The sequence below is a fragment of the Paenirhizobium daejeonense genome (assembly GCF_014280875.1).
Classification (GTDB): Bacteria; Pseudomonadota; Alphaproteobacteria; order Rhizobiales; family Rhizobiaceae; genus Allorhizobium; species Allorhizobium daejeonense.
In genome coordinates this window covers 520,460-544,515 of the sequence record NZ_JACLAL010000001.1, presented here as the reverse complement: position 1 = coordinate 544,515, position 24,056 = coordinate 520,460, and the positions used below count along the sequence as shown (strand labels likewise).

Sequence of the window (24,056 nt, the reverse complement as noted above, 5' to 3'; positions counted from 1 at the left end):
GCTCATCTCCAGTAAATTTGACGAAATATACTTTATTCTCAGTTAACCAATTCCACCGATACTCGTTGCCGTTCAATTGCATCCATTTTCACACCCGCTGCCAACGCCTCCCATTGCCGGCGGGATTTTGACAACAGAAATCCTTTCGCGGATAGTTGCCGATGAACGACGCCGTTGCAAAATTGAAAAGTAATGCCCACCTCGTCGCCACCCCCCGTTCGATGCGGCTTGTGACGGAGGGGATCGGTGTCGATCTGGAGCGCTTCAGCGCTGAAAATACCCATGTTGTGAAACAGATCAGGCTTCTTGCCATCAACGCCCTGATCGAAGCCGCCCGAGCCGGCGAAGCCGGCAAAGGCTTTGCGGTCGTGGCAAACGAAGTGCAGCGCCTGGCTCAGGCCGCTGCCGATATTGCGGACCGCTTCCAGGAAAATGTCCTTGGCCGCATTGGTGTCGGCCGCAGCATGGCCGACGATCTCGTCAAGCAGATGGAGGGCGTCCGCCTGACGGACCTTGCCCTGACACTCGTACAGTTCATCGTCCGGAATCTGTTCGAACGTACCGCCGACGTGCGCTGGTGGGCCACTGACCCGGCTCTCTGGCAGGCGCTGGAAGATCCGACTAGCGGCCACTTCGCCTATGCCGCCGAACGTCTGGGCGTCATCAACCGTTTCTACACCGTCTATCTAGACCTCGTGATGACCGATGCGAACGGCCGCGTCGTCGCCTCGGCCAATCCCAAGTACCAGCGGGCCCTCAAGGATCGCAACCTCTCGGCTGAACCGTGGTTCATCGCGGCCCGCCAGTGCGCCAGCGGCGACGACTATGTGGTCGATGAAGTGAAGACCAGTCTTGCCCATGACAATCGCGACGTCCTTGTCTATGCCACCGGGATCCGCGCAGGCGGCCGTTCCGACGGCGATATCGTCGGAACGCTGGGCGTCTATTTCGACTGGCAGATGCAGGGACAGGCGATCGTCGAGAAGGAAGCCAACCTGCCGCCGCAGGTGGCGGAAAAGACCGAGGTCATGCTGCTCGATGGCGCGCTCCGGGTGATCGCCTCCAGCAGTCCGGAACGTCGCTATACGCACTTCGCCCTTCACAATCCCGAGGGACAGATGCGCGGCAGCTATTATGACGGCAAGGGGTCGATCGTCGCCTTCGCCAGGACGCTAGGCTATGAAGACTACGATGGTCTCGGCTGGTATGGCGTCATCGTCCAGCAGAATGAGAGTGACGATTCGATCCGCGCAGCCTTCGGCCTGAAATAGCCAATGGAAAACTCGACGGCAGCTGTCCAAAAATGACCACCAAAATCCTCTCCGTTTTAACAATCGTTCAGGAATTGATGCAATCATCCACAATATTCTGGCGGTGATCCTGCGGGCGTATTTCGTATGCCGGTGCCGCAAGGCGGCATCTACTTACGATCAGGACAAAACATGCGAACAGATACGGGCCGGATCATTCATCTGGCAGACTACCGCCCCACCGACTTCGTGCTGGAACGCGTAGACCTGACCTTCGAGCTTGATCCCACCGAGACCAAGGTGGAAGCACGACTGATCTTCCACCGCCGCGAAGGCGCGGATCCTTCCGCCCCTCTCGTTCTCGACGGCGACGATCTCAACATGACCGGCCTCATGTTCGACCAGGTGGAACTGGCCGCCGAGCGCTACACTGCAACGCCGGAGAGCCTGACCATTCGCGACCTGCCGGAAACGGCTCCCTTCGAAATTACCGTCACGACGCAGATCAATCCTGAGGCCAACACCCAGCTGATGGGCCTCTATCGCTCCAACGGAATTTACTGCACCCAGTGCGAGGCCGAAGGTTTCCGCCGCATCACCTATTTCCCCGACCGTCCCGATGTGCTTGCCGTTTACACGGTCAACATCATCGCCGACAAGGATACCAACCCGCTGCTGCTTTCGAACGGCAATTTCCTCGGCGGCGCCGGCTATGGTCCAGGCAAGCACTTCGCCGCCTGGTTCGACCCGCATCCGAAACCGTCCTATCTCTTTGCACTCGTCGCCGGCGATCTCGGCGTCGTCGAAGACACCTTCACCACCATGTCCGGCCGGGAAGTTGCCCTTAAAATCTATGTCGAACACGGCAAGGAGGCCCGCGCCGCCTATGCCATGGACGCGCTGAAGCGTTCAATGAAGTGGGACGAAGAAGTCTTCGGTCGTGAATACGACCTCGACATCTTCATGATCGTCGCCGTGTCCGACTTCAACATGGGAGCCATGGAAAACAAGGGCCTCAACATCTTCAACGACAAGTATGTGCTGGCAGATCCGGAAACGGCGACCGACCAGGACTACGCCAATATCGAGGCGATCATCGCCCATGAGTACTTCCACAACTGGACCGGCAACCGCATCACCTGCCGCGACTGGTTCCAGCTGTGCCTGAAGGAAGGCCTGACCGTCTATCGCGACCACGAATTCTCCGCCGACCAGCGCTCGCGCCCGGTGAAGCGCATCGCGGAAGTCCGTCATCTGCGCTCCGAGCAGTTCCCCGAGGACGCCGGCCCGCTCGCGCATCCGGTCCGCCCTACGGCCTATCGCGAGATCAACAACTTCTACACGACGACCGTCTACGAGAAAGGTTCTGAAGTCACCCGCATGATCGCCACCATTCTCGGTCGCGATGGCTTCAAGAAGGGCATGGATCTCTATTTCGAGCGCCATGACGGCGAAGCCGCCACTGTCGAGGACTTCGTGAAGTCCTTTGAGGATGCCAATGGCCGCGATCTCAAGCAGTTCTCGCTCTGGTACAATCAGGCCGGTACGCCGCAGATCACCGTTTCGTCCTCCTATGACGCAGCTGCCAAGACGCTCACCCTGTCTCTGGAGCAGATGATCCCGGCCACGCCCGGACAGTCCAACAAGGAGCCGATGCATATTCCGTTGCGGTTCGCGCTGATCGGCGCAAACGGCGGCGAGCAGGCTCCCACCTCTGTCACCGGCGGCGAAGTCTCGGGCGATGTCCTGCATCTCACCGAACGCAGCCAGACCGTCGTCTTCTCCGGCATTGCCAGCCGTCCGGTCGTTTCGTTGAATCGCAGCTTCTCGGCACCGGTTACGCTGCATTTCTCGCAGACCACCGATGATCTCGCCCTGATTGCCCGCTTCGAGACCGACCTCTTCTCCCGCTGGCAGGCGATCACCGATCTCGCCCTGCCGAACCTGACGGCAGCGGCCGGCGCTGCCGCCAAGGGCAAGCCGATTTCCTGCGACAAGGGACTTCTCGACGCCTTGCTCGCGATCGCCGCCGACGAGAGCCTCGAACCGGCTTTCCGGGCGCAGGCGCTGACGCTGCCGAGCGAATCCGATATCGCGCGCGAACTCGGATCGAATAATGATCCGGATGCTATCCATGCGGGTCGCCAGGGTATCCTAAAGGAAATTGCCGTTGCGGGTGCTGCCACCTTCGAAGCCCTTTACAAGGGTCTGGTGTCGGATGCGGCCTACAGCCCCGATGCCGCAAGTGCCGGACGCCGTTCGCTCCGCAATGCCGCCCTCGGCTTCCTCGCGCTCAGCGAAAATACCCCGGTCGCAGCGGCCGAGGCTTTCGCCAAGGCCGACAACATGACGGACCTTTCGCAGGCCCTGACCGTTCTCGCCCACCGCTTTCCGGACTCTCCGGAAACCCATGCGGCGCTGGCTTCGTTCGAAACACGCTTTGCGTCTAACGCGCTCGTGCTCGACAAGTGGTTCCAGATCCAGGCGACCATTCCCGGAGATGGCTCGCTCGACCGCATCATGCGGCTGATGCAGAGCCCGAACTTCATCGCCTCGAACCCCAATCGCGTCAGGGCATTGATCGGCACCTTCGCCTTCGGCAATCCGACCGGCTTCAATCGCGCTGACGGCACGGCTTATCGGTTCTTCGCAGAGCAGGTGCTTGCCATCGACAAGCGCAATCCACAGCTTGCCGCGCGCCTGCTCACGGCCATGCGCTCCTGGCGACTGCTCGAGCCCACCAGGGCCGACCATGCGCGCGAGGCGCTGATGACCATCGAACGCAGCGCTTCGCTGTCGAATGATGTCCGCGACATTGTCGACCGTACGCTGAAGGGCTGAACCAAGCACGGGCGCGGCGTCGAACGCCTCGCCCGCCCTGCCTTCCACAGAGCGTTATTCGTCAGGATTGTCGATATACCACTGGGCGTCGAGGTTGGCGCTGTTGAGCAGGTCCTCGTAGCACAGCGTCATCTCGCGATCGCCGGGGCTCCAGTAGGCGTTCGCCTCTCCGCATTCGCTCGCCGTCAGCTTGATCCCGTCCTCGAGCTTGTAGCTGCCGGAAAACGTAACCGCGACCATCTCGAGGATTTCGGCGTCCTTGATCATCTTGCGGAAATAGGCGAGTTGCGGATCGCTGGTCTTCTCGTAGGTGATCTTGAAGTCCGTCTTGTCGTTTTTGCCCGCCTCGTGCGGAGCCAGCACGCGGTCCCAGCTTGCGGACAGGCTCTCATATTCTTCCGGGCACTGCTCGCGGCGATATTCCGGAAAATCCAGCGAGTCGGCGAAGTCCTTGAAGCGCTTCTCGTTCTTACCCATCATCAGGCAGACGGTGTTGTAGGCGCGCTGTTCGTCCAGACCGTGGGAATCCCAGAAGGCCAACTCCTCGTCTTCATCGGCCGAGCCCGCTGATAGAAACCAGACATTTGCGAAATCCTCGACGGCGCTGTTGAAGTCCTCGTCTTCCGCCTCAAGCAGCAGGACGACGGCAAGTCCATCGACGGCATCCTCTTCCTTGCCGAGAACCGGGAGAGAGAACTCCGAGATCAGCATGTGGCCGGCCTCGTGGAAGACGGTGGCGATCGCATTGTTGAGGGCGAACTGATCCGCCTCCTCCGCCTGTTCATCCGTCAGCTTCTTGTAGAGTTTCGGCGGCGTACCCTCGGCAGCCCATACCGCCGTATGAGACAACAGGAATGCGAACATCACCGCCAGGGCACCGGCCCTCACGAGACGTCTGCGAAATGGCAGGAAGTGTTTCAAGCAAAGTCCCCCTCGGGTGTCCGCCCGCATATGTTCTCTGCCCATCGATAAGGGAGATGCGGGCGCGTTTTCAATCAGATTCAAGCGGTTGGTACTTTGCGTACAAAAAAAACCGATTCGGAATAAAGGCTTAAGATTTTGTTCACCAAGCCGGGCTGGACAAGCCGAATCACCGATGATTCATTAAGGCAGATTCGGGCGGGCGGCGCTTCGAATCACACGAGAAAATCGAGGCAGGGGACGATGTCGAACGCGCAGCGGGCAACCGCAGCCGATGAACGGTTGCGGCTTAAACTTACCGGGATTGCTGCTCTTTTCGACGCGCTTTCGAAGGGCGTCTCAACGCTTGGCAATGGCAACGCCGAAGCGTCCCGGCGGATCGAAACCATTCTTCGTCGCTCCATTCCGGTGCTGATCCTGGCCTTCCTGACCGTTGTTGCTCTGGCACGGATTACCGGCATGCTTTCCGAACATGCACGGATCGAGAGCGCGGTGCGCCAGTCGACGGCGCTGGTATCGGCAACGGCCAATGCGGCGCTAGTCGCCAGGCCGGAGCTTTTCACCAATGCGGACCGCGAGAATTCCGAGGCTGCACTTGCACGCTTCCTGCCGCAGGAGCGCATGGCCGACGGTGCCTTCGTGCTGCTGGTCGATGCGAGCGGGCGCATCTATGCATCTTCTTCCGATGGCGCCGGCTATGTCGGCATGCAGCTCGGCTCGCTGTTGCCCGAGGTTAGCACCATCCGACGTTTCGCCGATCGCAGCGGTGCCATTGAGACAGATATTGGCGGCATTCGTCATTTCGCGGTGGTCACACCTGTGGGAACCGAAGGCGCGCTCATTCTCGCGGCCCATTCCCTTCAGGGCGCCATGAGCTTCTGGCGCAGCGAGATCTCACTCAACGTCACACTATTTGCCGGCATCTCGCTGATCCTGCTGGTTATCCTCTACGCCTATTTCCAGCAGGTGAAGCGCGCTCGCGATGCGGACGATATCTTCCTCGAAACCAACGTGCGGGTGGAAACCGCCCTGTCGCGCGGCCGTTGCGGACTCTGGGACTTCGATCTCGCCTCGCGCAAGCTCTTCTGGTCGCGATCAATGTATGAAATGCTCGGGCTTTCACCGTCCGATGACATGCTGACGTTCGCGGACGCGGCAAAGCTGATGCATCCCGCAGACGGCAACCTCTATGCACTGGCCCGCGCCATCGGCAAGGGCAGCTCCCGGCAGATCGATCAGGTCTTCCGGATGCGCCACGCCAGTGGCCATTATGTCTGGATGCGGGCTCGCGCCCAGGTCATCAGATCGAACACCGGCTGCCTGCATGTCATCGGCATTGCCATGGACGTCACCGAGCAGCACCGTCTGGCGCAGCGTTACGCCGAGGCCGATCAGCGACTGGCGGACGCCATCGAATGCACGTCCGAAGCCTTCGTGCTGTGGGACAAGAATGACCGTCTGGTAATGTGCAACGCGCACTTCCAGCAGGTCTACGGCCTGCCGGACAGCATTCTCGTACCCGGCACCGAACGCGCCGTGGTGCAGGCAGCGGCATCCCGACCTATCATCCAGCGTCGCATCGCCGATCCCGATCTCGGCAATAGTTCGCGAACGACCGAGGTCCAGCTTGCCGACGAGCGCTGGCTGCAGATCAACGAACGGCGTACCCGTGACGGCGGCCTCGTTTCCGTTGGCACCGACATCACCCTTCTGAAGCGTCACCAGGAGCGCCTGCGCGATCAGGAACGACGTCTGATGGCGACCATCGGCGATCTATCGGCGTCACAGAAGAAACTTGAACGCCAGAAGGCCGAACTTTCGGTCGCCAACACCAATTACCTTGCGGAAAAGGACCGCGCGGAAGCGGCCAACAAGGCGAAATCCGAATTCCTGGCCAATATGAGCCATGAACTGAGAACCCCGCTCAACGCCATTCTCGGCTTCTCGGAGATCCTCGTTGCCGGCATGTTCGGCCCGATCGGCTCGCCGAAATATTCCGAATATGCACGCGACATCCATGATAGCGGCAAGCACCTGCTGAATGTCATCAACGACATTCTCGACATGTCGAAGATCGAAGCCGGCCAAATGAAGATCCGTTGCGAGGATATCGACCTCGACGCCCTCATAGAGGAAAGCATGCGGCTCACCGCCATCCCGGCGGACGAGAAGAACATCCTCATCCAGCAGCGCGTTTCGACCGGGCTGACGATGAATGCCGACCGCCGCGCGATGAAGCAGATCCTGCTCAACATCCTGTCGAATGCGGTGAAGTTTACCGATGCGGGTGGGCGGATCGCGCTGCGGGCCCGCAGGACCGGTGATGCGGTGACGATCACCATCGCCGATACCGGCATCGGCATACCGAAGACCGCGCTCTCCAAAATCGGGCACCCGTTCGAGCAGGTACAGAGCCAGTATGCCCGCAGCAATGGCGGCTCCGGCCTCGGCCTTGCCATATCCCGCTCGCTGGTCAGCATGCATGGCGGCGAACTTCGCATCCGCTCCCGCGAAGGTCACGGCACAGTCGTGTCGGTAAGGATACCGGACAATATCCCGTCCCGGCGTGGCAAGACGGCGGCCGCCTGAAAGGCAGCCGCCCCGGCGGCAGCGAATACTCATCTGTAAAACGCTTGTTTTCAGCGAACACCTGGAGCATTTCCAGCCGAAGCGTGATCGCCTCGGCGTCGGACGATGCGGTAAAAACAAAAAGATAGAGCATTTTGGGCGATCCCGTGTTCGCTGGAAATGCTCTCAGACCTGTTCTCGCGGGCGCTCGCACTCCGGATAAAACAGACGTTCGATATGGGGTGGTCGTCGCTTCCGGTGCCTCACCCTGCGCTCCTGGGCGCCACGAACTCCCCACATCTGCCGCAATTCGGAGAATCTAATTTTAAAAGTTCTTTCAGATACTTGGAATTCGGCCGCACATGAAGTCGACTTTTTTTGGACACAATCTGACAATCCGTTGCCAGCGGGCGCACGGAACGCGAAAGTCGTTCCGAGGCAAACACGATTCGTGTTTTACACACACAACTAACGAATGAAATGGATAGTCAATTCATTTTGCAGACCGACGCATTCGATTGTGCCCCACCAGTAGATCAAGTCGGCTTCTTTGCCGCATTTCAGGGATAATATTGATGTTCATGCAGAAGCTCACCTGTCACCGGTCAAAGACCAGTTTTGCCTCGCTTTGGGCAACCTCGGCGCTTTCCATAGTACTTGCGCTGCAGGCACACTCGGCCCACTCCTCGGAAGATGGATTCAACGATGTCAGCAATGACCTCTCCATCGCCCTGCTCAATGACTGGACGGGCAGCACGACCGTAGTCAAGCTGCTCAATACCACCAGCTTCCTGCCGACTGGAACGAGCGGCTATGCGACCTACGACGTGGATACCGCCTCGACGATCATCTCCACCGGTTACTACACCTACGGACGCGCCCTGAACGCCGACGGAACCGTGGTCGTCGGAAACGCGAAGTTTTCAGCGGATGGTGGTTATCAGGCATTTATCTGGTCGGCCGCGGAAGGCTTCACCAATATTGGTGCGCTCACGACGGGCGATTCCTATGCGACGGATGTCAGCGGTGACGGCATGGCCGTCGCCGGTCAGGTAGAGTACAGCAACTACGAATACCGCGCCTTTTATTGGCAAAAGGGAAACAGCTCGCTCACTGATCTCGGAACATTGGGTGGATCGTATTCCACCGTCAGAGCAATAAGCGCGGATGGAACCACGGTTATCGGTAATTCCGATACCGCTACCAGCAATGTCTATCACGGTTTCGTCTGGCGTGTCGGCGACGCAGCAATGACGGATATAGGCACCCTCAGTGACGGTACTTATAGTTCTGCCACCATGGTCAGCGACGATGGATTGGTCGTCGTGGGATCGGCCAATACCATGGGCAACTCTACATACGGCTACAGTCGCGCAATTCGCTGGACTGACGCCGGTGGCATCATTGATCTCGGCACGCTGGGTGGAAACTATTCCTACGCCGAAGCTATGAGCAATGATGGCAGTGTGATTGTCGGCGAAGCGGAAACAGCTCCGGACGTCAACACCGACGCTACCTATTACCATGCCTACCGCTGGTCAGTGGGCACAGATGGCATCCACGGTACGATGAGCGACCTCGGCACTCTCGGGGGCAATTATTCAAGCGCCTATGATGTCAATGCCGACGGCATGGTTGTCGTAGGTTATGCTGAGGACAGCAACGATACCGGGCACGGCTTTCGATGGACCGCCACGGACGGCATGATTTCTGTAGAACAGTGGCTGCGCAACAATGGCGTTACCATCACCGATGATTTTACGCGAAATGCGATAAAGGTCTCGGATGATGGCAACGTCGTTGCGGGCTATACCAACGGGGACAGTTACTATATCGCACGCGTAGCCACCGTCTCTTCTGGCATCATCGACCTGCCGCAATACCTCAACACGATCTCTTCAACCGCAACTCCACGCGTCAGCCAGCCGCTTGGCAGTGCTAACACTATCATGTTCGGTGCGCAGGGCAGCCCCATGCGAGACCTGCTCAAGGCCGGGCAGCGCTCCATCTGGGGCACGGTCGATACTGGATATGACAATAACGATACCTCTGACGGCGGCCTCGTGCTTGGCGACTTCGGTTTCGGTTACGGCGTTGCCGATGGCATCACCGCCCGCATCTCCGCCGGCGGCACCTATACCGACCAGGACCTCGATGCTGGTGGCGACTTCCAGCACAAGGGCTGGTACGTTTCGCCGGAAGTCTCCGCCAATATCGCCGGTGACATCTACCTCACCGTCGGCGGCTACTACTCGCGCGGCAAGCTCGACATCAAGCGCGGCTATCTCAACGGCAGCGCCATGGATTACTCCTCCGGCGATACCGACACCGAAACCTGGGCCGGAAAGATCCGCGTCGACTGGCTGAACGCCTTCACCTTCGGCGATAGCGCATTCACGCCCTATGCAGCTCTGTCGCGCGCCAACACCAAGAGCGACGGTTACACGGAAACCGGCGGCTCCTTCCCAGCCATCTACGACGAGAGCAAGGATCACTCGACCATAGCCCGCGTCGGTGTCGATCTGGTTCATACCCTGACCGACGACATCCGCCTGCTCGGTCGCGCCGAAGCTGACTACCGCTTCGAGAAGGAAACGACCGGCACCAGTGGCGAGATCATCGGCATCAGCTCGTTCGACCTCGAAGGACAGGACGTCAAGCAGTTCTGGGTCCGCGCCGGCATCGGCGCCGAATTCGACGTCGGCGGCGGCACCGCCTCGCTCATGGTCAACGCCACCACCGAAGGCGACGATCCGAACGTCTGGGTCAGAAGCGGCTGGAAGGTCAACTTCTAAGCAGGAATATTGATAAAGGAGGATGCCGTCAGTGACCGAGCAGGTCCGGCGGCATTTTTCATTGGCCAGGGGTTTTACAAACGTTTCCCTATCAGAGAAGGCCTTGCCTCGTATGCTGGCACCATCACAACAGACAAAGCTCCTCGCCGCATCGGACTTCTTACGCCCGACGCCCGAATGGCCTTACGCATCGCCATCCTCTCTCGACTTTCTGTGAACGGAATCCGTGTTAAGTGGTCAGTCGCGGATACATCCGCGCTGCAATGACCACGAGAACTGACATGGTCGCCGCAAGCACCAGGCAATCGAACCCGACGCCGTATTTACTAACCGCGCCGGTCAACATCAGGGTCCGAAGGGCATCGACCTGATAGGTCAATGGGTTCACTTGAGAAACCATCTTCAGCCAGTGCGGCATTATGTCGATGGGATAGATGGCGTTGCTGGCGAAGAAGATCGGCATAGTCAGTACCTGGCCTATGCCCATGAAACGCTCACGCGTTTTGACGATGCAAGCAATGATGAGGGAAAAAGTGGAGAAGAGACCGGAACCGAGCGCTATCAGCGCCGCCACCCCAAGTAAGGCGCGCGGATCGAGGTCTACCGATATACCTAGCATCAGCGCGAGTACGTAGACGACGACTGCCTGCGAGATACCACGGACAGCCGAAGAAACAGCCTTTCCCAGGACCAGTGCCGTTCGGGGGGCGGGGCTGACCATGTAGCGATGCAACACACCGAGATCGCGTTCCCATATGGCGGCGATACCGTAGAAGATGGCTGCGAAGAGCACGCTCTGTGCAAGAATGCCCGGGGCCAGAAAATCGAGATAAGTTCCGTTGGTCGTGCTGGACAGGCCACGAACCTGCGCCATGACCTCGCCGAACAAAACCAGCCAGATCGCCGGTTGGATTGCGCGCGTCAGGATTTCGCTCGGATCGTGGCGAAGTTTGCTGATCTCGGCAGCAGAAACTGCAAGAACCGTGGTGCCATAGTCGGGGATCACCTTCCAATTCGGCTTACTCATGGGCGGTAACGCTCCTGCGAGCCTGGCGAACGTCGTAATATCCTTCCGTCTTTCCTGCATCTTCGCCGACTATGTGAACGAAGACATCATCGAGCGTCGCATTGGGGCCTATCTCGGCCTTGAGTTCATTGGCCGTACCAAGCTTTTCCAGCCGGCCACGGTGGAGGATACCGACGCGATCGCAAAGCGCCTCGACCTCGCCCATCACATGGGTGGTCAAGAGAATTGTCGTGCCGAAACGCTTCCGCAGATCGCGGATGTGGTCCCATACGGCGTCTCGCGCCATGGGATCGAGCCCGACCGTGGGCTCGTCCATGATGAGCAGCGTTGGCCGATGCAGGGTGCTCTGCGCAATTTCCAGACGCCGGAGCATTCCGCCGGAATAGTGCTGGGCCAGGCGATCGGACGCATCCGCAAGCCCGGTCATTGCCAGCGCCTCCTTGATCCTCGCGGCACGCTCGCGGCGTGGAATGAGATAGAGGCGCGCCGAAAGGAGCAGGTTCTCATAACCTGTCAGCGCGCCATCCGCAGACAGAAGCTGCGGCACGTAACCGATATGTGAGCGAACACCCCTCGCCTCTCGTCTGACATCATAACCGGCGACGGTTGCCTCACCCCTCGTCGGCGGCAGCAGCGTCGTCAGCATCTTGATCAAAGTCGACTTGCCCGCACCGTTCGGGCCTATAAGGCCAAAGATCTCACCGGACCGGACATTGAGCTCAACCTGATCCACCACCACGCGATCATCGAAAATCTTTGTCAGCCCCGTCGTCCGGATCGGGTATTCCAACTGGGAACGCTGCATGATCTCCATAGATCTTTCCCGTTTTGAAGGTGGCTCTGGTCAAAATGAATTGCTTGCCGCGGCAAGAAGAATGGCAGTTCTGATTTTATGGATGGCTAACGATCCGGCTTCTGTGCCAGCTGTTGAAACAGGCTCATTCATGGCAATACAAGTGTCGAACGCTCTTCGTCTTTTGCAAGGCCATTGTTGACCTCAACGCTGCGAAATTCAACGCCATTATTTGTTTTTTCCAACTTCGAACAATCGAGCGGAACGGTCTGCACGATTGTTCTGCTGAAACGGCGCCATGTTGCTGCAGCTATGTCCTTTATCAGCCTTTCACCACCGTCTGAAATACCTTTCGTACCGCCTTCGACAACCGTTTCACTTCTGCTTCAAGTGTACTCAGGTCAGGGCAGTCTCCCGCCCGGCAGACGAGATCGACGAGGCCAGCCGGAACCGTTTCAGTGTCGAAGGGGCCATCGATACAAAGCCGGATCACCTGAGACAGTTCGGTATAAAGCCTGAGGGCCGACAGGCAGATATCGAGATCGTTGGGGTTCATCAACTCGGGTCCGAGCTGGCGAAGGGCATCAGCCGTCGAAAGGCCGTTGACACTTCTCTCGATACCTCTGCCCGGCGCAATCAACGCCAGGTATTGGGCCATGAACTCGATATCGATCAACCCGCCCGGAATAAGCTTGAAATCCCAGATGTTACGCGGCGGTTTTTCCTTCTCGATCAGCTGGCGCATCTCCACCACGTCCGTGGCGACTTTCGCCCGATCCCTCGGACTTACAAGCACGCTTTCTATGATCGACTTCGTCTGCCCGATGAGGTCGGCATCACCGCTGATGAGACGCGCCCGTGTTAGCGCCATGTGTTCCCATGTCCAGGCCTCCTCATTCTGATACTTCTCAAAGGCGCGCAGTCTGGTTGCTACCGGCCCCTTGTTGCCGGAGGGTCGCAGTCGCATGTCCACTTCATAGAGCACGCCCTCCGCGGTCGGCGCCGAGAGTGCCGCGATCAGACGCTGTGTGATCCGGGTGAAATAGCGGACGGGATCGAGAGGCTTCAATCCATCGGAATCTCCCGCATCGTCAGCATGTTCATAGAGAAGGATCAGGTCAACGTCAGAACCTGCCGTCAGTTCGAAGCTGCCAAGCTTGCCCATGCCGGCGAGCGCCACCCGTCCGCCCTCGATCCGCCCGTGGGTCGCTTCCATCTCGTCGATTACAGCCTTCAGAGCCTCCCCGATGACAAGCCCCGCAAGGTCGGTAAAGGCATTCGCGGCCTGTGTTCCTCCAATAGAGCCGGTGAGAAGGCGGACACCGATCAGGAAGCGCTGTTCCGCGGCGAAGATCCTCAACCGATCGAGGGTTTCCTCGTAGAATCGGCTGCCGTTCAGGAAGGAGGCAAGTCTTTTGGCAAGATAATCCCGCGTCGGAAGTTCAACCATGAGACCGGGATCGAGCATGCCGTCGAAAACATGCGGGCGGCGGGCGATGATTTCGGCAAGCCTTGGCGCCGACGACATGATGTTGACGATGAGGTCGAGCAAAGCCGGATTGTTGCCGAGGAGAGAGAAAAGCTGAATGCCGGCGGGCAGGCCGGAAAGGAAATCATCGAAGCGCAAAAGAGCTTCATCGGCCCGCCGGCTTTCGCCGAAGGCCTTGAGCAGTTCGGGCATCAATTCCGTCAGACGCTCGCGCGCCTCGACGGATTGCGTGGCGCGATAGCGGCCATAATGCCAGGTGCGGATAACGCGGGAAATGTCCTCCGGCCGTTCGAAACCGAGGCTCTTTAGTGTCTTCAGCGTATCTGGGTCATCGTTCTGGCCGGTGAAGACCAGGTTTCCCGTCGCTGTCGACAGCTTTTCCTCGTGCTCGAAAAGCCTTGCATAGCGGCGTTCGACGGCTTTCAGTACCTCTTCGAGCTTGACCGAAAATCCCTTGGCATCGGCGAAACCCGACATGAAGGCGATGCGCCGCAACTCCGCCTCGCTTTCCGGCAGCAGGTGGGTCTGCTCGTCATGCACCATCTGGATGCGATGTTCGATATCCCGCAGGAACCAGTAGCAGGAGATCAGTTCGTCTCGCGTCTCGTCGTCGATCCAGTTTGCTGCCGCCAATGCGCAAAGGGCCGTTTCGGTCGGGCGAACCCTGAGCTCCGGCATGCGTCCACCCGCAATCAGTTGCTGCGTCTGGGCAAAGAATTCGATTTCGCGGATACCGCCGCGACCAAGCTTGACGTTGTGACCCTTGACCGCAATGGCCCCGTGCCCCTTGTGAACGTGGATCTGACGCTTGATAGAGTGAATGTCTGCAATTGCCGCATAGTCAAGATATTTACGGAAGACAAAGGGCACCAGTTCCCGCTGGAACTGCTCACCGGCGACAAGATCGCCAGCGATGGGACGGGCCTTGATGTAGGCGGCGCGCTCCCAGTTCTGCCCCCGGCCCTCATAATAGACCAAGGCCGCCTCCACCGGCACTGCGAGCGGCGTAGAGCCCGGATCGGGGCGAAGGCGAAGGTCGGTGCGAAACACATATCCATCGGCCGTACGCTCCTGCAGAATGCGCACCAGCCGGCGCATCATCCGGCCATAGGTCTCCGTCGCGTCATCCGGCACGGCAAGAATGCCCGCTTCCGGCTCGAAGAACACGACGAGGTCGACATCCGATGAATAGTTAAGTTCGCGAGCGCCGAGCTTGCCCATGCCAAGCACGATCAAGCCACTGCCCTTCGACGGCTCGGACGGGTCTTGAAGCGTGAGCTTACCTGCCTCCTGACCGGCGACGAGCAGGTGATCGATCGCAGCCGCCACCGATGCGTCCGCTACGGCGCTCAGCCAGCGCGTGGTGTCGCGTGCGGCGAAAATCCGTGCGAGGTCGGCAAGCGCGGTCACGAACGCGACCTTGCGCTTGGCAATCCTCAATCGCGACATCACCTGCGCCTCGGTCGCGGAGGGACCGCCCGGCTCACCCTTCCAGGCGTTGCGGGCCGACGCCACAAGCGCCTCCAGCATCAGTTCGATCGGCTGCTGGATGGCCTCGGCCAGAAGCGGCGGTGAGAGGTTTGCCATGTCGCGAAGATAAGGAGAAAGCGTCAGCGCAGCGGCGACGAAATTCTTGAGCGGTCCTTCGCTCCCCAGCAGGTTCGCGATCGCTGGCTCACTGCGCCCCAGATCCTTGAGCATCGACAGAACCGATTTCAGTTCCACCTGATTGAGCGGCCTTATCACATCCGCCGCAACATCCATCAGACGCGTTGTCTTCGGTTCCGTCATCCCACAAGGCCTCCATCCGGGCGAGAGTGCACGGGACCCTCTCCCCGAATCCCGTTCTGCTAGGCGAAGGTATACCAAGGATCGATGATAGAAACCCATAGGATGACTTTATACTGGCTCCTGGCTAGGCGCGGTGCGCAGGGCGATGTCTGCGCATCGTACAAGTATCGCAACAACGCCAGGAGCCAGTATAAAGTCACCGCAGGCCGGCTTCTCGGGCTTTCCGACGTTTTCGAGGCCCTTGACCGATGCGTCAGCATCGCTCTGCGGACCTCCCCTAGCTGGAAAGCCCGATCAAGCAGGTCCTATGGATTTCTATCATCGATCCTTGGTATCAGGTCTTCTGACCGGGGAACACCATAGTCGCGGTCAAACCCTTGTCAGTGCCATCGTCGTCATGTGTGTCGGAAAGTTCGAGCCGCCCACCATGCAAGGCCATAATTGCGCAGACCAACGAAAGCCCCAGTCCCGTTCCGGGTTTCGAACGGCTTTTGTCGAGACGGACGAAGCGCTTGACCACTTCCTCGCGCATGTCTTCGGCAACACCCGGCCCGCTATCGGAAACCCTGAGCTCCACGCCCTCTCCGGCCTTCGCGACGGTTACCTTGATCTTGCGGTCGCGTTCACCCTCGGCACCGTACTTGATGGCGTTGTCGATCAGGTTGGAGATCGCCTGCCCCACAAGCTCGCGGTTCCCCCTCACCGAGAGACCCGGCGCAATCTCGGTTTCGAGGCTCAATCCTGCCTCTTCCGCAACCGGTTCATAAAGTTCCGCGCTGTCGGCGGCGATGGCGGAAAGATCGATATCCGAGAGTTCCGCGGCTATCGAACCGGCCTCAACGCGGGAAATCATCAAGAGCGCGTTGAAGGTACGGATCAACTGGTCGGACTCCGTGATGATGCCTTCCAGCGCCGCCTTGCGGCTTGCCTCTTCGTCTTCGTTCAGCGCATCGGCGGCCTTGTTGCGAAGCCTCGTCAATGGCGTCTTCAGGTCGTGGGCGATGTTGTCGGAAACCTGCCTGAGTCCCTCGTTGAGTTTCTCGATACGACCTAGCATATCGTTCAACGAGATGGAGAGACGGTCAAACTCATCGCCCGAGCCGGAGACAGGAAGACGTTGCGACAGGTCGCCCGCCATGATCTTCTTGCTCGCGGCAGAGACACGATCAATGCGCTTAAGGGCATTGCGACCGATGGCGAACCATATGATGACAGCGCCGGTTCCCATGATCGCGAGCGCCACCATCAGCGCCTGCCGCACCAGAAGCCGCAGCTTGGCCGGCTCGCCCAGGTCGCGGCCAACAAGCACCCTCAGGCTGTTGTCGAGGAAGAAGACATGGCCCGCCGCGACATGGCGCTGCACGTCACCGCTTTCATTGTATCGCTCGTACCGGAACGGGAAATCGGTCCAGCCCTCGTGATCGAAGACGCCGGGCTGCACGGAGGCGACGTTGCCAGCTAGGATTTCGCCCGTCGGACCCGCGATCACATAAAGGTTGGCGCCCGGCTGGCGGGCCCTGCGCTCCATGATGGCGAGCAGGCGGTTGATACCTCCACGCTCGTAAGCAGTGGTGATATCCTGAACCTCTTCCTTCAGGGCGTCGCGCGTCTGTGTGTAGAGGATGCGCTCGGAAAGCGCCGTCACATAGATGACAAGCAGGGCCGCGCAGAGTGCGAAGAGGCCGATATAGAGAGCCGACAGCCGGACGGCCGTCGACTTGAACAGAAGCTTGGCGCGGCTCATCCGTGACTCAGCCTTCGTCCTTGATCATGTAACCGGCGCCGCGCACGGTCTTCAGCAGCGGCTTGTCGAAATCCTTTTCGATCTTCGAGCGAAGCCGGGAAACGTGCACGTCGATGACATTGGTCTGGGGATCGAAATGATAGTCCCAGACGTTTTCGAGCAGCATGGTGCGGGTCACCACCTGACCGGCATTCTTCATCAGATACTCGAGCAGGCGAAACTCCCTCGGCTGAAGCAGGATTTCCTTGCCCGCGCGCTTGACCTCGTGGGACAGCCGGTCGAGCTCGAGATCGCCCACCCGATACATCATGTCCTGCTCGGGCTTGCCCTTGCGGCGGCCCAGCACTTCGACGCGGGCGAGAAGTTCGGAAAAGGCATAGGGCTTGGGTAGATAATCATCACCGCCGGCGCGAAGGCCGGTCACGCGGTCGTCTACCTGGCCGAGCGCGGAGAGAATGAGCACCGGCGTGTCGATGCCACGCTTTCTAAGCTCGCTGATGACGGAGAGGCCGTCGCGACGCGGCAACATGCGGTCGATGACCATCACGTCGTAAGTATTCTCCGAGCCCATGAACAGGCCGCTTTCGCCATCGCTGGCGTGATCGGCCACAATACCTGCCTCGCGGAAAGCCTTCGTCATGTAGGCGGCGGCTTCCAGATCGTCTTCGATAACCAATATTTTCATGTGCGCGACATTACCGCCGGCCATGCCATCGGCACAACCGGAATCGGCTGGTCCAACGGTACCGCTTCCTCCGGAATTCATGCTCTCGTCCTTGTTATCCGCTTGAACAAGCGGGGCGCCGAAGACCCGATCTTCGGCGCCCCGCGATCATTCAGTCCGAGGGGCCTCAGCCCTGGTTGATCGGAAGGGCAACGAAGCGGCTGCCGTTCTCCGATTCGACCTGGAAGAGCGCCTTGGTACGGCCATCCTTCTTGGCTTGATCGATCACCTTCATCACATCGGCAGCCGAGGAGACTGCCTGATTGTTGACCGAGGTGATCTTCTCACCGGCCTTCATGCCCTTGTCGGCGGCATCGGAGTCGGGATCCACATCGATGATCGACAGGCCCTTGCCGTCTTCTGCCGGAGCGACCGAAATGCCCATGTTGGCAAGCGCCTGCTCAGTAGCCGGAGCCTGCGTGTCGCCACCGGTGCCGTCTTCCTTGCCAGCCAGTGCCTGCTCGCTCGGCAGCGTGCCGAGGTCGACCTTGACGGACGTTGCCTTGCCTTCACGCCACAGGGAAACATCGACCTTGGTACCGGGCGGGAAGGCCGCAATACGACGGGCGAGATCGCGCGGATCCTTGACCGGTTCACCGTTGACGGCCGTGACCACGTCGCCCTGCTTTATGCCAGCCTTCTCACCGGGCGAACCGGCCTGCGGCGAGACGACCAGAGCACCGCTTGCCTCGGACAGGCCAAGCGAGTCGGCGATGTCCTGGGTTACCGGCTGGATCTGAACACCGAGCCAGCCACGCTGCACGCTGCCCCCATCCTTGAGCTTGGCGATCACGTCCTTGGCGACGGATGCGGGGATTGCGAAGGCAATACCGACGTTGCCGCCGGAGGGCGAGAAGATGGCGGTGTTGATACCGACCACCTGACCGGCCAGGTTGAAGTCCGGACCGCCGGAGTTACCACGGTTCACTGCAGCGTCGATCTGGATGTAGTCGTCATACGGGCCGGAGCCGATATCGCGGCCGCGGGCCGAAATGATGCCGGCCGTTACAGTGCCGCCGAGGCCGAAGGGGTTGCCGACGGCAACGACCCAGTCACCGACGCGCATGGCTTCGTCATCGGCGAAGTCGACATAGGTGAACTTCTGCTTCGGGTTTTCGACCTTGAGCAAAGCGAGATCGGTGCGGCTGTCCTTGCCGACCAGCTTGGCGTCGAGTTCCTTGCCGTCGTTCATGACAACGGTGAAGGCGGCGCCATCATCGACAACGTGATTGTTGGTGACGATATAGCCGTCTTCGGAGATGAAGAAGCCGGAGCCCTGCGAGGTCGGACGCAGACGGCCCTTGCCTTCGCCATGTTCGCGCGGGCGGGCATTCGGACCGGCGCCGGGACCCTTGCCGTCAGGGCCGGGCATGCCGAATTCCTTGAAGAAGCGCTTCAGCGGATGGTCGTCCGGGAGGTCGTCGAAGCCGCGACCGCCGAAGTTGAACGAGAAATTGCTTTCGTCCGAGGTGTTCTGGACGTTGGACTGGACGCGGACGGAAACGACAGCCGGGGAAACGGCGGAGACGACGTCGGCGAAGCTCGGGACCTGTGCGGCCTGAACCTTGACAGCTTCCGCATAGGCTGAGTTGACGGCGACCGGAAGAGTGCCGGCCAGCATCAGCGCGGCGAGGCCGGCTGCGGTCGAGTTCTTCAGGATCGTCGTGAGGTTGGAGCGACCGTTCTTGTCAGACATGGATATTACCTTCATCTGTTCTGCTTGCTGGAGGCCGGGACCCATCCCGGCGGGAAGCGGTGGATGAAGGAGATATAGGGCGTGTCACCTTACTGCGAACTGTACGGAGAATGAAAACTTCGTAATCTTTGCAGGAAGCAGAAAGAAGCCGCCGACGGCGCCCCCGGTTGGTCGCGCATCATTCGTCCAGCAACTTGCCGAGACGGACTTCCTCTTCGGCCGACAGCTTCTGCGGAACGGGTTTGCTGCGGCCCCGCGCATAGGCAAAGGCAACGCCGAGACCGATGACGAAAAGCACGCCCGGAAGTCCCCAGAGCAGCAACGTATGCATGGACAGGCGTGGCTTCAGCAGTACGAATTCACCGTAGCGTGACACGACATAGTCGATCACCTGCTGGTCGCTGTCGCCATCGACGATCCGTTCGCGCACAAGCAGGCGCAGGTCGCGGGCAAGCTCGGCATTCGAATCGTCGATCGACTGGTTCTGGCAGACCATGCAGCGCAGCTGGGCGGAAAGGTCCCTCGCCCGCTGTTCCAGCTTGGGGTCGGGCAGGATCTCGTCCGGGTTGACGGCCAGCGCCGGAAGCGGTGCGAGGAGGAGAAAAATCAGAAGGAATGAAGCAAGTCCTCCTCTGGCATGCCGGCCATCTCCCCCACAAGGGAGGAGAAAACGCGCGGCAAGGTCTTGCATCCACCGTGACAGCAACGCGAAACAGTAAAACTCCTCCCCCTCGTGGGCAGAGGTTGGAGAGGGGTTCATCCGAGCAGGAGCTACCGTCCTCATTCCGCCGCCCCCAGAGCAGCAGGTGCCGCGACCTTCGCAGCCCGCTTCGGCACCCCCACCCGCAGGCGACGATCGGAGAGCGAGACGAAACCACCGGCCATCATGATCAGCGCTCCATACCAGATGCAGAGGATATAGGGCTTCCACCAGATGCGAACGACGATGCCGCCGTCATCCATGGGATCGCCGAGGGATACGTAGAGCTGGTGGACCAGCCCGAAGGTGCGGATGCCGGCCTCCGTGGTCGGCATCCGCCGCGCCGTGTAGAGCCGCTTGGAGGACCAGAAATCGCCCTTGTCCACACCACCCTGACGGATGGTGAAGTGGCCCCGGTCTTCCGTATAGTTCGGTCCGATTGCCTGTTTCATGCCATCGAAGGTGATGGAGTAGCCGCCGGCATCGGCCGTCGCGCCGGGCTTCATTTCCACGACGGTTTCCGTCTCGAAGGTGGTAACGGCAACGATGCCCAGCACCGTCACGCCGAAACCGAGATGAGCGATCGCCGTACCGATTGCCGAGCGCGGCAGTCCGTTCAGGCGGCTGAGCGCAGTGCGGAACGGCACCTTGCGAAAGCCGGAACGATACCAGAGGTCGGAAAGCGCACCGAAGATCAGGAAGAAACCGGCGGCGAGACCGAAGACCGCCATGACCGGCCCGCCATTTTCGATGTAATAGACAATGATAGCGAAGACGAAGGCGATGATCGCGGCGGCGAAAAGCCGCTGCATGGCGCCGAGCAGATCGCCGCGCTTCCACGCCAGCAACGGCCCGAACGGAACTGCCACCAGAAGCGGCGTCATCAGCAGGCCGAAGGTCAGGTTGAAGAACGGCGCGCCAACCGAGATCTTCTCGCCCGTCAGCGTCTCCAGCAGCAACGGATAAAGCGTGCCGATCAGCACGGTCGCTGCCGAAACGGTCAGAATCAGGTTGTTGAGCACCAGCGCGCCCTCGCGCGAGATCGGCTGGAACAGGCCGCCCGCCTTCAGCATCGGCGCGCGGAAGGCGAAGAGACTGAAAGCCCCGCCGATGAAGATCGTCAGGATGCAGAGGATGAAGATACCGCGGCTTGGATCGGTGGCGAAGGCATGCACCGAGGTCAGAACGCCGGAGCGCACGAGGAAGGTGCCGAGCAGCGACAGCGAGAATGTCAGGATGGCGAGCAGCACGGTCCAGATTTTCAGCGCATCGCGCTTTTCCATCACCAGCGCCGAATGCAGAAGCGCCGTACCCGCGAGCCAGGGCATGAAGGAGGCGTTTTCGACCGGGTCCCAGAACCACCAGCCGCCCCAGCCGAGTTCGTAATAGGCCCAGTAGGAACCCATGGCGATACCGGCGGTGAGGAAGGTCCAGGCGGCAAGCGTCCACGGCCGCACCCAGCGCGCCCATGCCGCATCGATGCGCCCGTCGATGAGTGCCGCGATGGCGAAGGAGAAGCAGACGGAGAAACCGACATAACCGAGATAGAGCAGCGGCGGATGAATGGCGAGGCCGACATCCTGCAGAACCGGATTAAGGTCCTTGCCTTCCGCTGGCACCGGCGAAAGCCGGATGAAGGGGTTGGAGGTAATGAGGATGAACAGCGTGAAAGCCGTGGTGATCCAGCCCTGTACGGCCAGCACATTGGCCTTCAATCGTTCCGGCAGGTTACGCCCGAAGATGGCGACGAGCGCGCTGAACAGGCTCAGGATCAGCAGCCAGAGCATCATCGACCCCTCGTGATTGCCCCACACGCCCGAGAAACGATAGATCGCCGGCATCAGCGAATGGGAATTCTCCCAGACGTTCTCCACCGAGAAATCGGAAACCATATAGGCCCAGGTCAGCACGCCGAAGGAGAAGGCAACCAGCGCAAATCCCGCCAGCGTACCGGTGACGGCAACCGACATCAGCCCCTTGTCGCCCTTTCGCGCGCCGATCACCGGCAGCACGGAAACGATCAGCGCCGTCGCCAGCGCCAGCACCAGAGCATAATGACCAAGTTCGATGATCATTGGGTCTTCCCCTCGCCTTCCCAGACGCCGTCCTTCTTCAGGCGGTCGGCAACTTCCTTCGGCATATAGTTCTCGTCATGCTTGGCAAGCACGCTGTCGGCGACGAAACCGCCGGCTGCATCGAAGGCACCTTCAGTGACGACGCCCTGTCCTTCGCGGAAAAGATCCGGCAGGATACCAGTATAAGTGACCGGCACCGTGCCCGTGCCATCCGTCACGGAAAACTTCACTGTCGAGCCCTCGCCGCGCACGACCGATCCTTCAGCCACGAGGCCACCGAGACGGATGCGCGTTCCCGGACCGACCGCCGTCTTTTCGAGGTCGGACGGCATGTAGAAATAGGCGACCGACTGGCCGAAGGCGAACATCATCAGCAAGACGGCCGCGATAATGAAGCTCATCCCGCCGGCGATGACGGCCAGTCTCTTCTGCTTGCGCGTCATTTCAATGCCTCCTCAACCGGCAGGCCGAGTTCCCGGGCCATGGCGATCAGTTGCTTGCCTTCTTCCCCTTCGGCCGGGAAGGTTGCAAGTCCGTCCTTCAATGCGCCAACTGCGCGCTCCGGTTCCTTCAACATGGCATAGGAGCGCACGAGGCGCATCCATCCCTCGAAATTCTTCGGATCGTCCTTGAGCTTGGCGTCCAGACTGTCGACCATGCCGCGGATCATCGCCATGCGATCGCCTGCGGACATGTCCTGTGCGGCTGCCACATCGGCCTCGGTCGGATTGCCAGGCGCAGCGGAAGCAGCTGGAGCGTCCCCGCTGTTTGTAGCAATATGCTGGTTGACAAGCGGCACCCAGGGCGCCTCCTTCGGCGAGGCCGCCAGCAGCCTCTCGAACGCGGCCTTAGCCTCAGCGCGCTTGCCGGCCTGTTCCAGCGCCAGCGCCAGATAGAATTCGGCGCGCGGATTGTTGCTGTCGAGACGCAATGCCTCTTCGAAGGCGGATCGGGCGTCCTCCGTGACGATCCCGCCGCTTCCTGCGACCAGCACTTCACCGAGACCGCTCATACGCGCCGGGTTGGTTCCGAGAAAACGAATGGCGTTGCGGTAGGCAAGCTCGGCGTCGCCGATGCGTTGGCTCTTGAAGTAGATCGGCGCCAGCACATCCCAGCCCGCCCCGTCATTGGGGTTTTCCGCCAGATGGCGTTCGGCCTTGGCGACCAGAAGTTCCAGATTGTTGCCGGGATTTTCCAGCCGCTCGGCAAGCGGCGCCGCAGGCATGCCCGGACTGCCTGTCAGCAGATAGAGTCCGAGCCCTATCGCCGGAAGACCGAGAATGACGAAAGCCTGCGCCAGCGGATGACGGCTCGCCCGAGCGCCCTTGCTAGCACCTGCGGCACCCTTGCCGGTCGAAACCGAAAGCAGGCGGCGAGCGATCTCGGCGCGGGCATAATCGGCGTCTTCGGCAGAGATCAGACCGAGGCCCTTGTCCCGCTCGAGCTCCCGCAATTGATCGCGGTAGACAGCGGCCTCGCCGACATCGTCATCGGGCTCGCTCGCCGCCCCCTTGAGCAACGGCGCCAACAGGGCGACGGCAACGGCAACGGTCAGGAGAGCGGCGATGATCCAGAACAGCATGGCGTCCAATTACTTCAAGCAGAAGCCCAATCCAACAGACAAACGGCCAATGACGCAAAG

16 protein-coding genes are annotated in these 24,056 nt (G+C 60.2%); 5 read left to right on the top strand and 11 right to left on the bottom strand.

Annotated elements, in window-relative coordinates:
- Positions 1-161: 161 nt before the first annotated feature.
- Together H4I99_RS24650 and pepN are read left to right on the top strand one after the other, a co-directional pair.
- A complete protein-coding gene (locus H4I99_RS24650; RefSeq protein ID WP_163904311.1) occupies positions 162-1,271 on the top strand; it encodes a methyl-accepting chemotaxis protein in 1,110 nt (369 codons plus the stop codon).
- 171 nt (positions 1,272-1,442) lie between these two features.
- Positions 1,443-4,091: an aminopeptidase N gene (gene pepN / locus H4I99_RS02600; protein ID WP_163904309.1), complete on the top strand. Its 2,649-nt coding sequence runs from the start codon at positions 1,443-1,445 to the stop codon at positions 4,089-4,091.
- A 54-nt stretch (positions 4,092-4,145) separates the two neighbouring features.
- Here the strand turns inward: pepN and H4I99_RS02595 are convergent, their stop codons facing one another.
- Positions 4,146-4,979 carry a DUF4344 domain-containing metallopeptidase gene (locus H4I99_RS02595; protein WP_163904307.1) on the bottom strand — a complete coding sequence of 278 codons (834 nt, stop codon included), beginning with the start codon at positions 4,977-4,979 and terminating at the stop codon, positions 4,146-4,148.
- Positions 4,980-5,255: 276 nt separating this feature from the next.
- Here H4I99_RS02595 and H4I99_RS02590 point away from each other — a divergent pair, with 276 nt between their 5' ends.
- On the top strand, positions 5,256-7,601 hold the full coding sequence (locus tag H4I99_RS02590) for a PAS domain-containing sensor histidine kinase (protein ID WP_163904305.1): 2,346 nt from the start codon (positions 5,256-5,258) through the stop codon (positions 7,599-7,601).
- 554 nt (positions 7,602-8,155) lie between these two features.
- Positions 8,156-10,375, top strand: coding sequence for an autotransporter domain-containing protein (locus tag H4I99_RS02585; protein WP_163904303.1), 2,220 nt, complete (start codon positions 8,156-8,158; stop codon positions 10,373-10,375).
- A 229-nt stretch (positions 10,376-10,604) separates the two neighbouring features.
- Here the strand turns inward: H4I99_RS02585 and H4I99_RS02580 are convergent, their stop codons facing one another.
- On the bottom strand, positions 10,605-11,402 hold the full coding sequence (locus H4I99_RS02580; protein ID WP_206110872.1) for an ABC transporter permease: 798 nt from the start codon (positions 11,400-11,402) through the stop codon (positions 10,605-10,607).
- Positions 11,395-12,216 (bottom strand): ABC transporter ATP-binding protein, encoded by an 822-nt coding sequence (locus H4I99_RS02575; protein WP_206110871.1) that lies wholly within the window; start codon positions 12,214-12,216, stop codon positions 11,395-11,397. The genes H4I99_RS02580 and H4I99_RS02575 overlap by 8 nt, the downstream gene beginning before the upstream one ends.
- On the opposite strand from H4I99_RS02575, the gene H4I99_RS02570 reads away from it, so the two are divergent.
- The gene (locus H4I99_RS02570) at positions 12,206-12,397 is read left to right on the top strand and encodes a hypothetical protein (protein ID WP_163904299.1); all 192 of its coding nucleotides are present in this window, start codon (positions 12,206-12,208) and stop codon (positions 12,395-12,397) included. The genes H4I99_RS02575 and H4I99_RS02570 overlap by 11 nt on opposite strands.
- A gap of 120 nt (positions 12,398-12,517) precedes the next feature.
- Here the strand turns inward: H4I99_RS02570 and H4I99_RS02565 are convergent, their stop codons facing one another.
- From H4I99_RS02565 to ccmI, 8 genes are all read right to left on the bottom strand, one after another.
- A complete protein-coding gene (locus H4I99_RS02565) occupies positions 12,518-15,475 on the bottom strand; it encodes a bifunctional [glutamine synthetase] adenylyltransferase/[glutamine synthetase]-adenylyl-L-tyrosine phosphorylase (protein WP_163904297.1) in 2,958 nt (985 codons plus the stop codon).
- A gap of 334 nt (positions 15,476-15,809) precedes the next feature.
- On the bottom strand, positions 15,810-17,219 hold the full coding sequence (locus H4I99_RS02560; RefSeq protein WP_163904295.1) for a sensor histidine kinase: 1,410 nt from the start codon (positions 17,217-17,219) through the stop codon (positions 15,810-15,812).
- Between the two features lie 7 nt (positions 17,220-17,226).
- A complete protein-coding gene (locus H4I99_RS02555) occupies positions 17,227-17,928 on the bottom strand; it encodes a response regulator transcription factor (RefSeq protein ID WP_099059935.1) in 702 nt (233 codons plus the stop codon).
- A 142-nt stretch (positions 17,929-18,070) separates the two neighbouring features.
- Positions 18,071-19,639 carry a Do family serine endopeptidase gene (locus tag H4I99_RS02550; RefSeq protein WP_163904292.1) on the bottom strand — a complete coding sequence of 523 codons (1,569 nt, stop codon included), beginning with the start codon at positions 19,637-19,639 and terminating at the stop codon, positions 18,071-18,073.
- Positions 19,640-19,817: 178 nt separating this feature from the next.
- Positions 19,818-20,330, bottom strand: a complete 513-nt coding sequence (locus tag H4I99_RS02545; protein WP_163904290.1) for a cytochrome c-type biogenesis protein — start codon at positions 20,328-20,330, stop codon at positions 19,818-19,820.
- 89 nt (positions 20,331-20,419) lie between these two features.
- Positions 20,420-22,414 (bottom strand): heme lyase CcmF/NrfE family subunit, encoded by a 1,995-nt coding sequence (locus tag H4I99_RS02540; RefSeq protein ID WP_163904288.1) that lies wholly within the window; start codon positions 22,412-22,414, stop codon positions 20,420-20,422.
- A complete protein-coding gene (ccmE, locus tag H4I99_RS02535) occupies positions 22,411-22,857 on the bottom strand; it encodes a cytochrome c maturation protein CcmE (RefSeq protein WP_163904286.1) in 447 nt (148 codons plus the stop codon). The genes H4I99_RS02540 and ccmE overlap by 4 nt, the downstream gene beginning before the upstream one ends.
- On the bottom strand, positions 22,854-23,996 hold the full coding sequence (gene ccmI, locus H4I99_RS02530) for a c-type cytochrome biogenesis protein CcmI (RefSeq protein ID WP_163904284.1): 1,143 nt from the start codon (positions 23,994-23,996) through the stop codon (positions 22,854-22,856). The genes ccmE and ccmI overlap by 4 nt, the downstream gene beginning before the upstream one ends.
- Positions 23,997-24,056 lie beyond the last annotated feature (60 nt).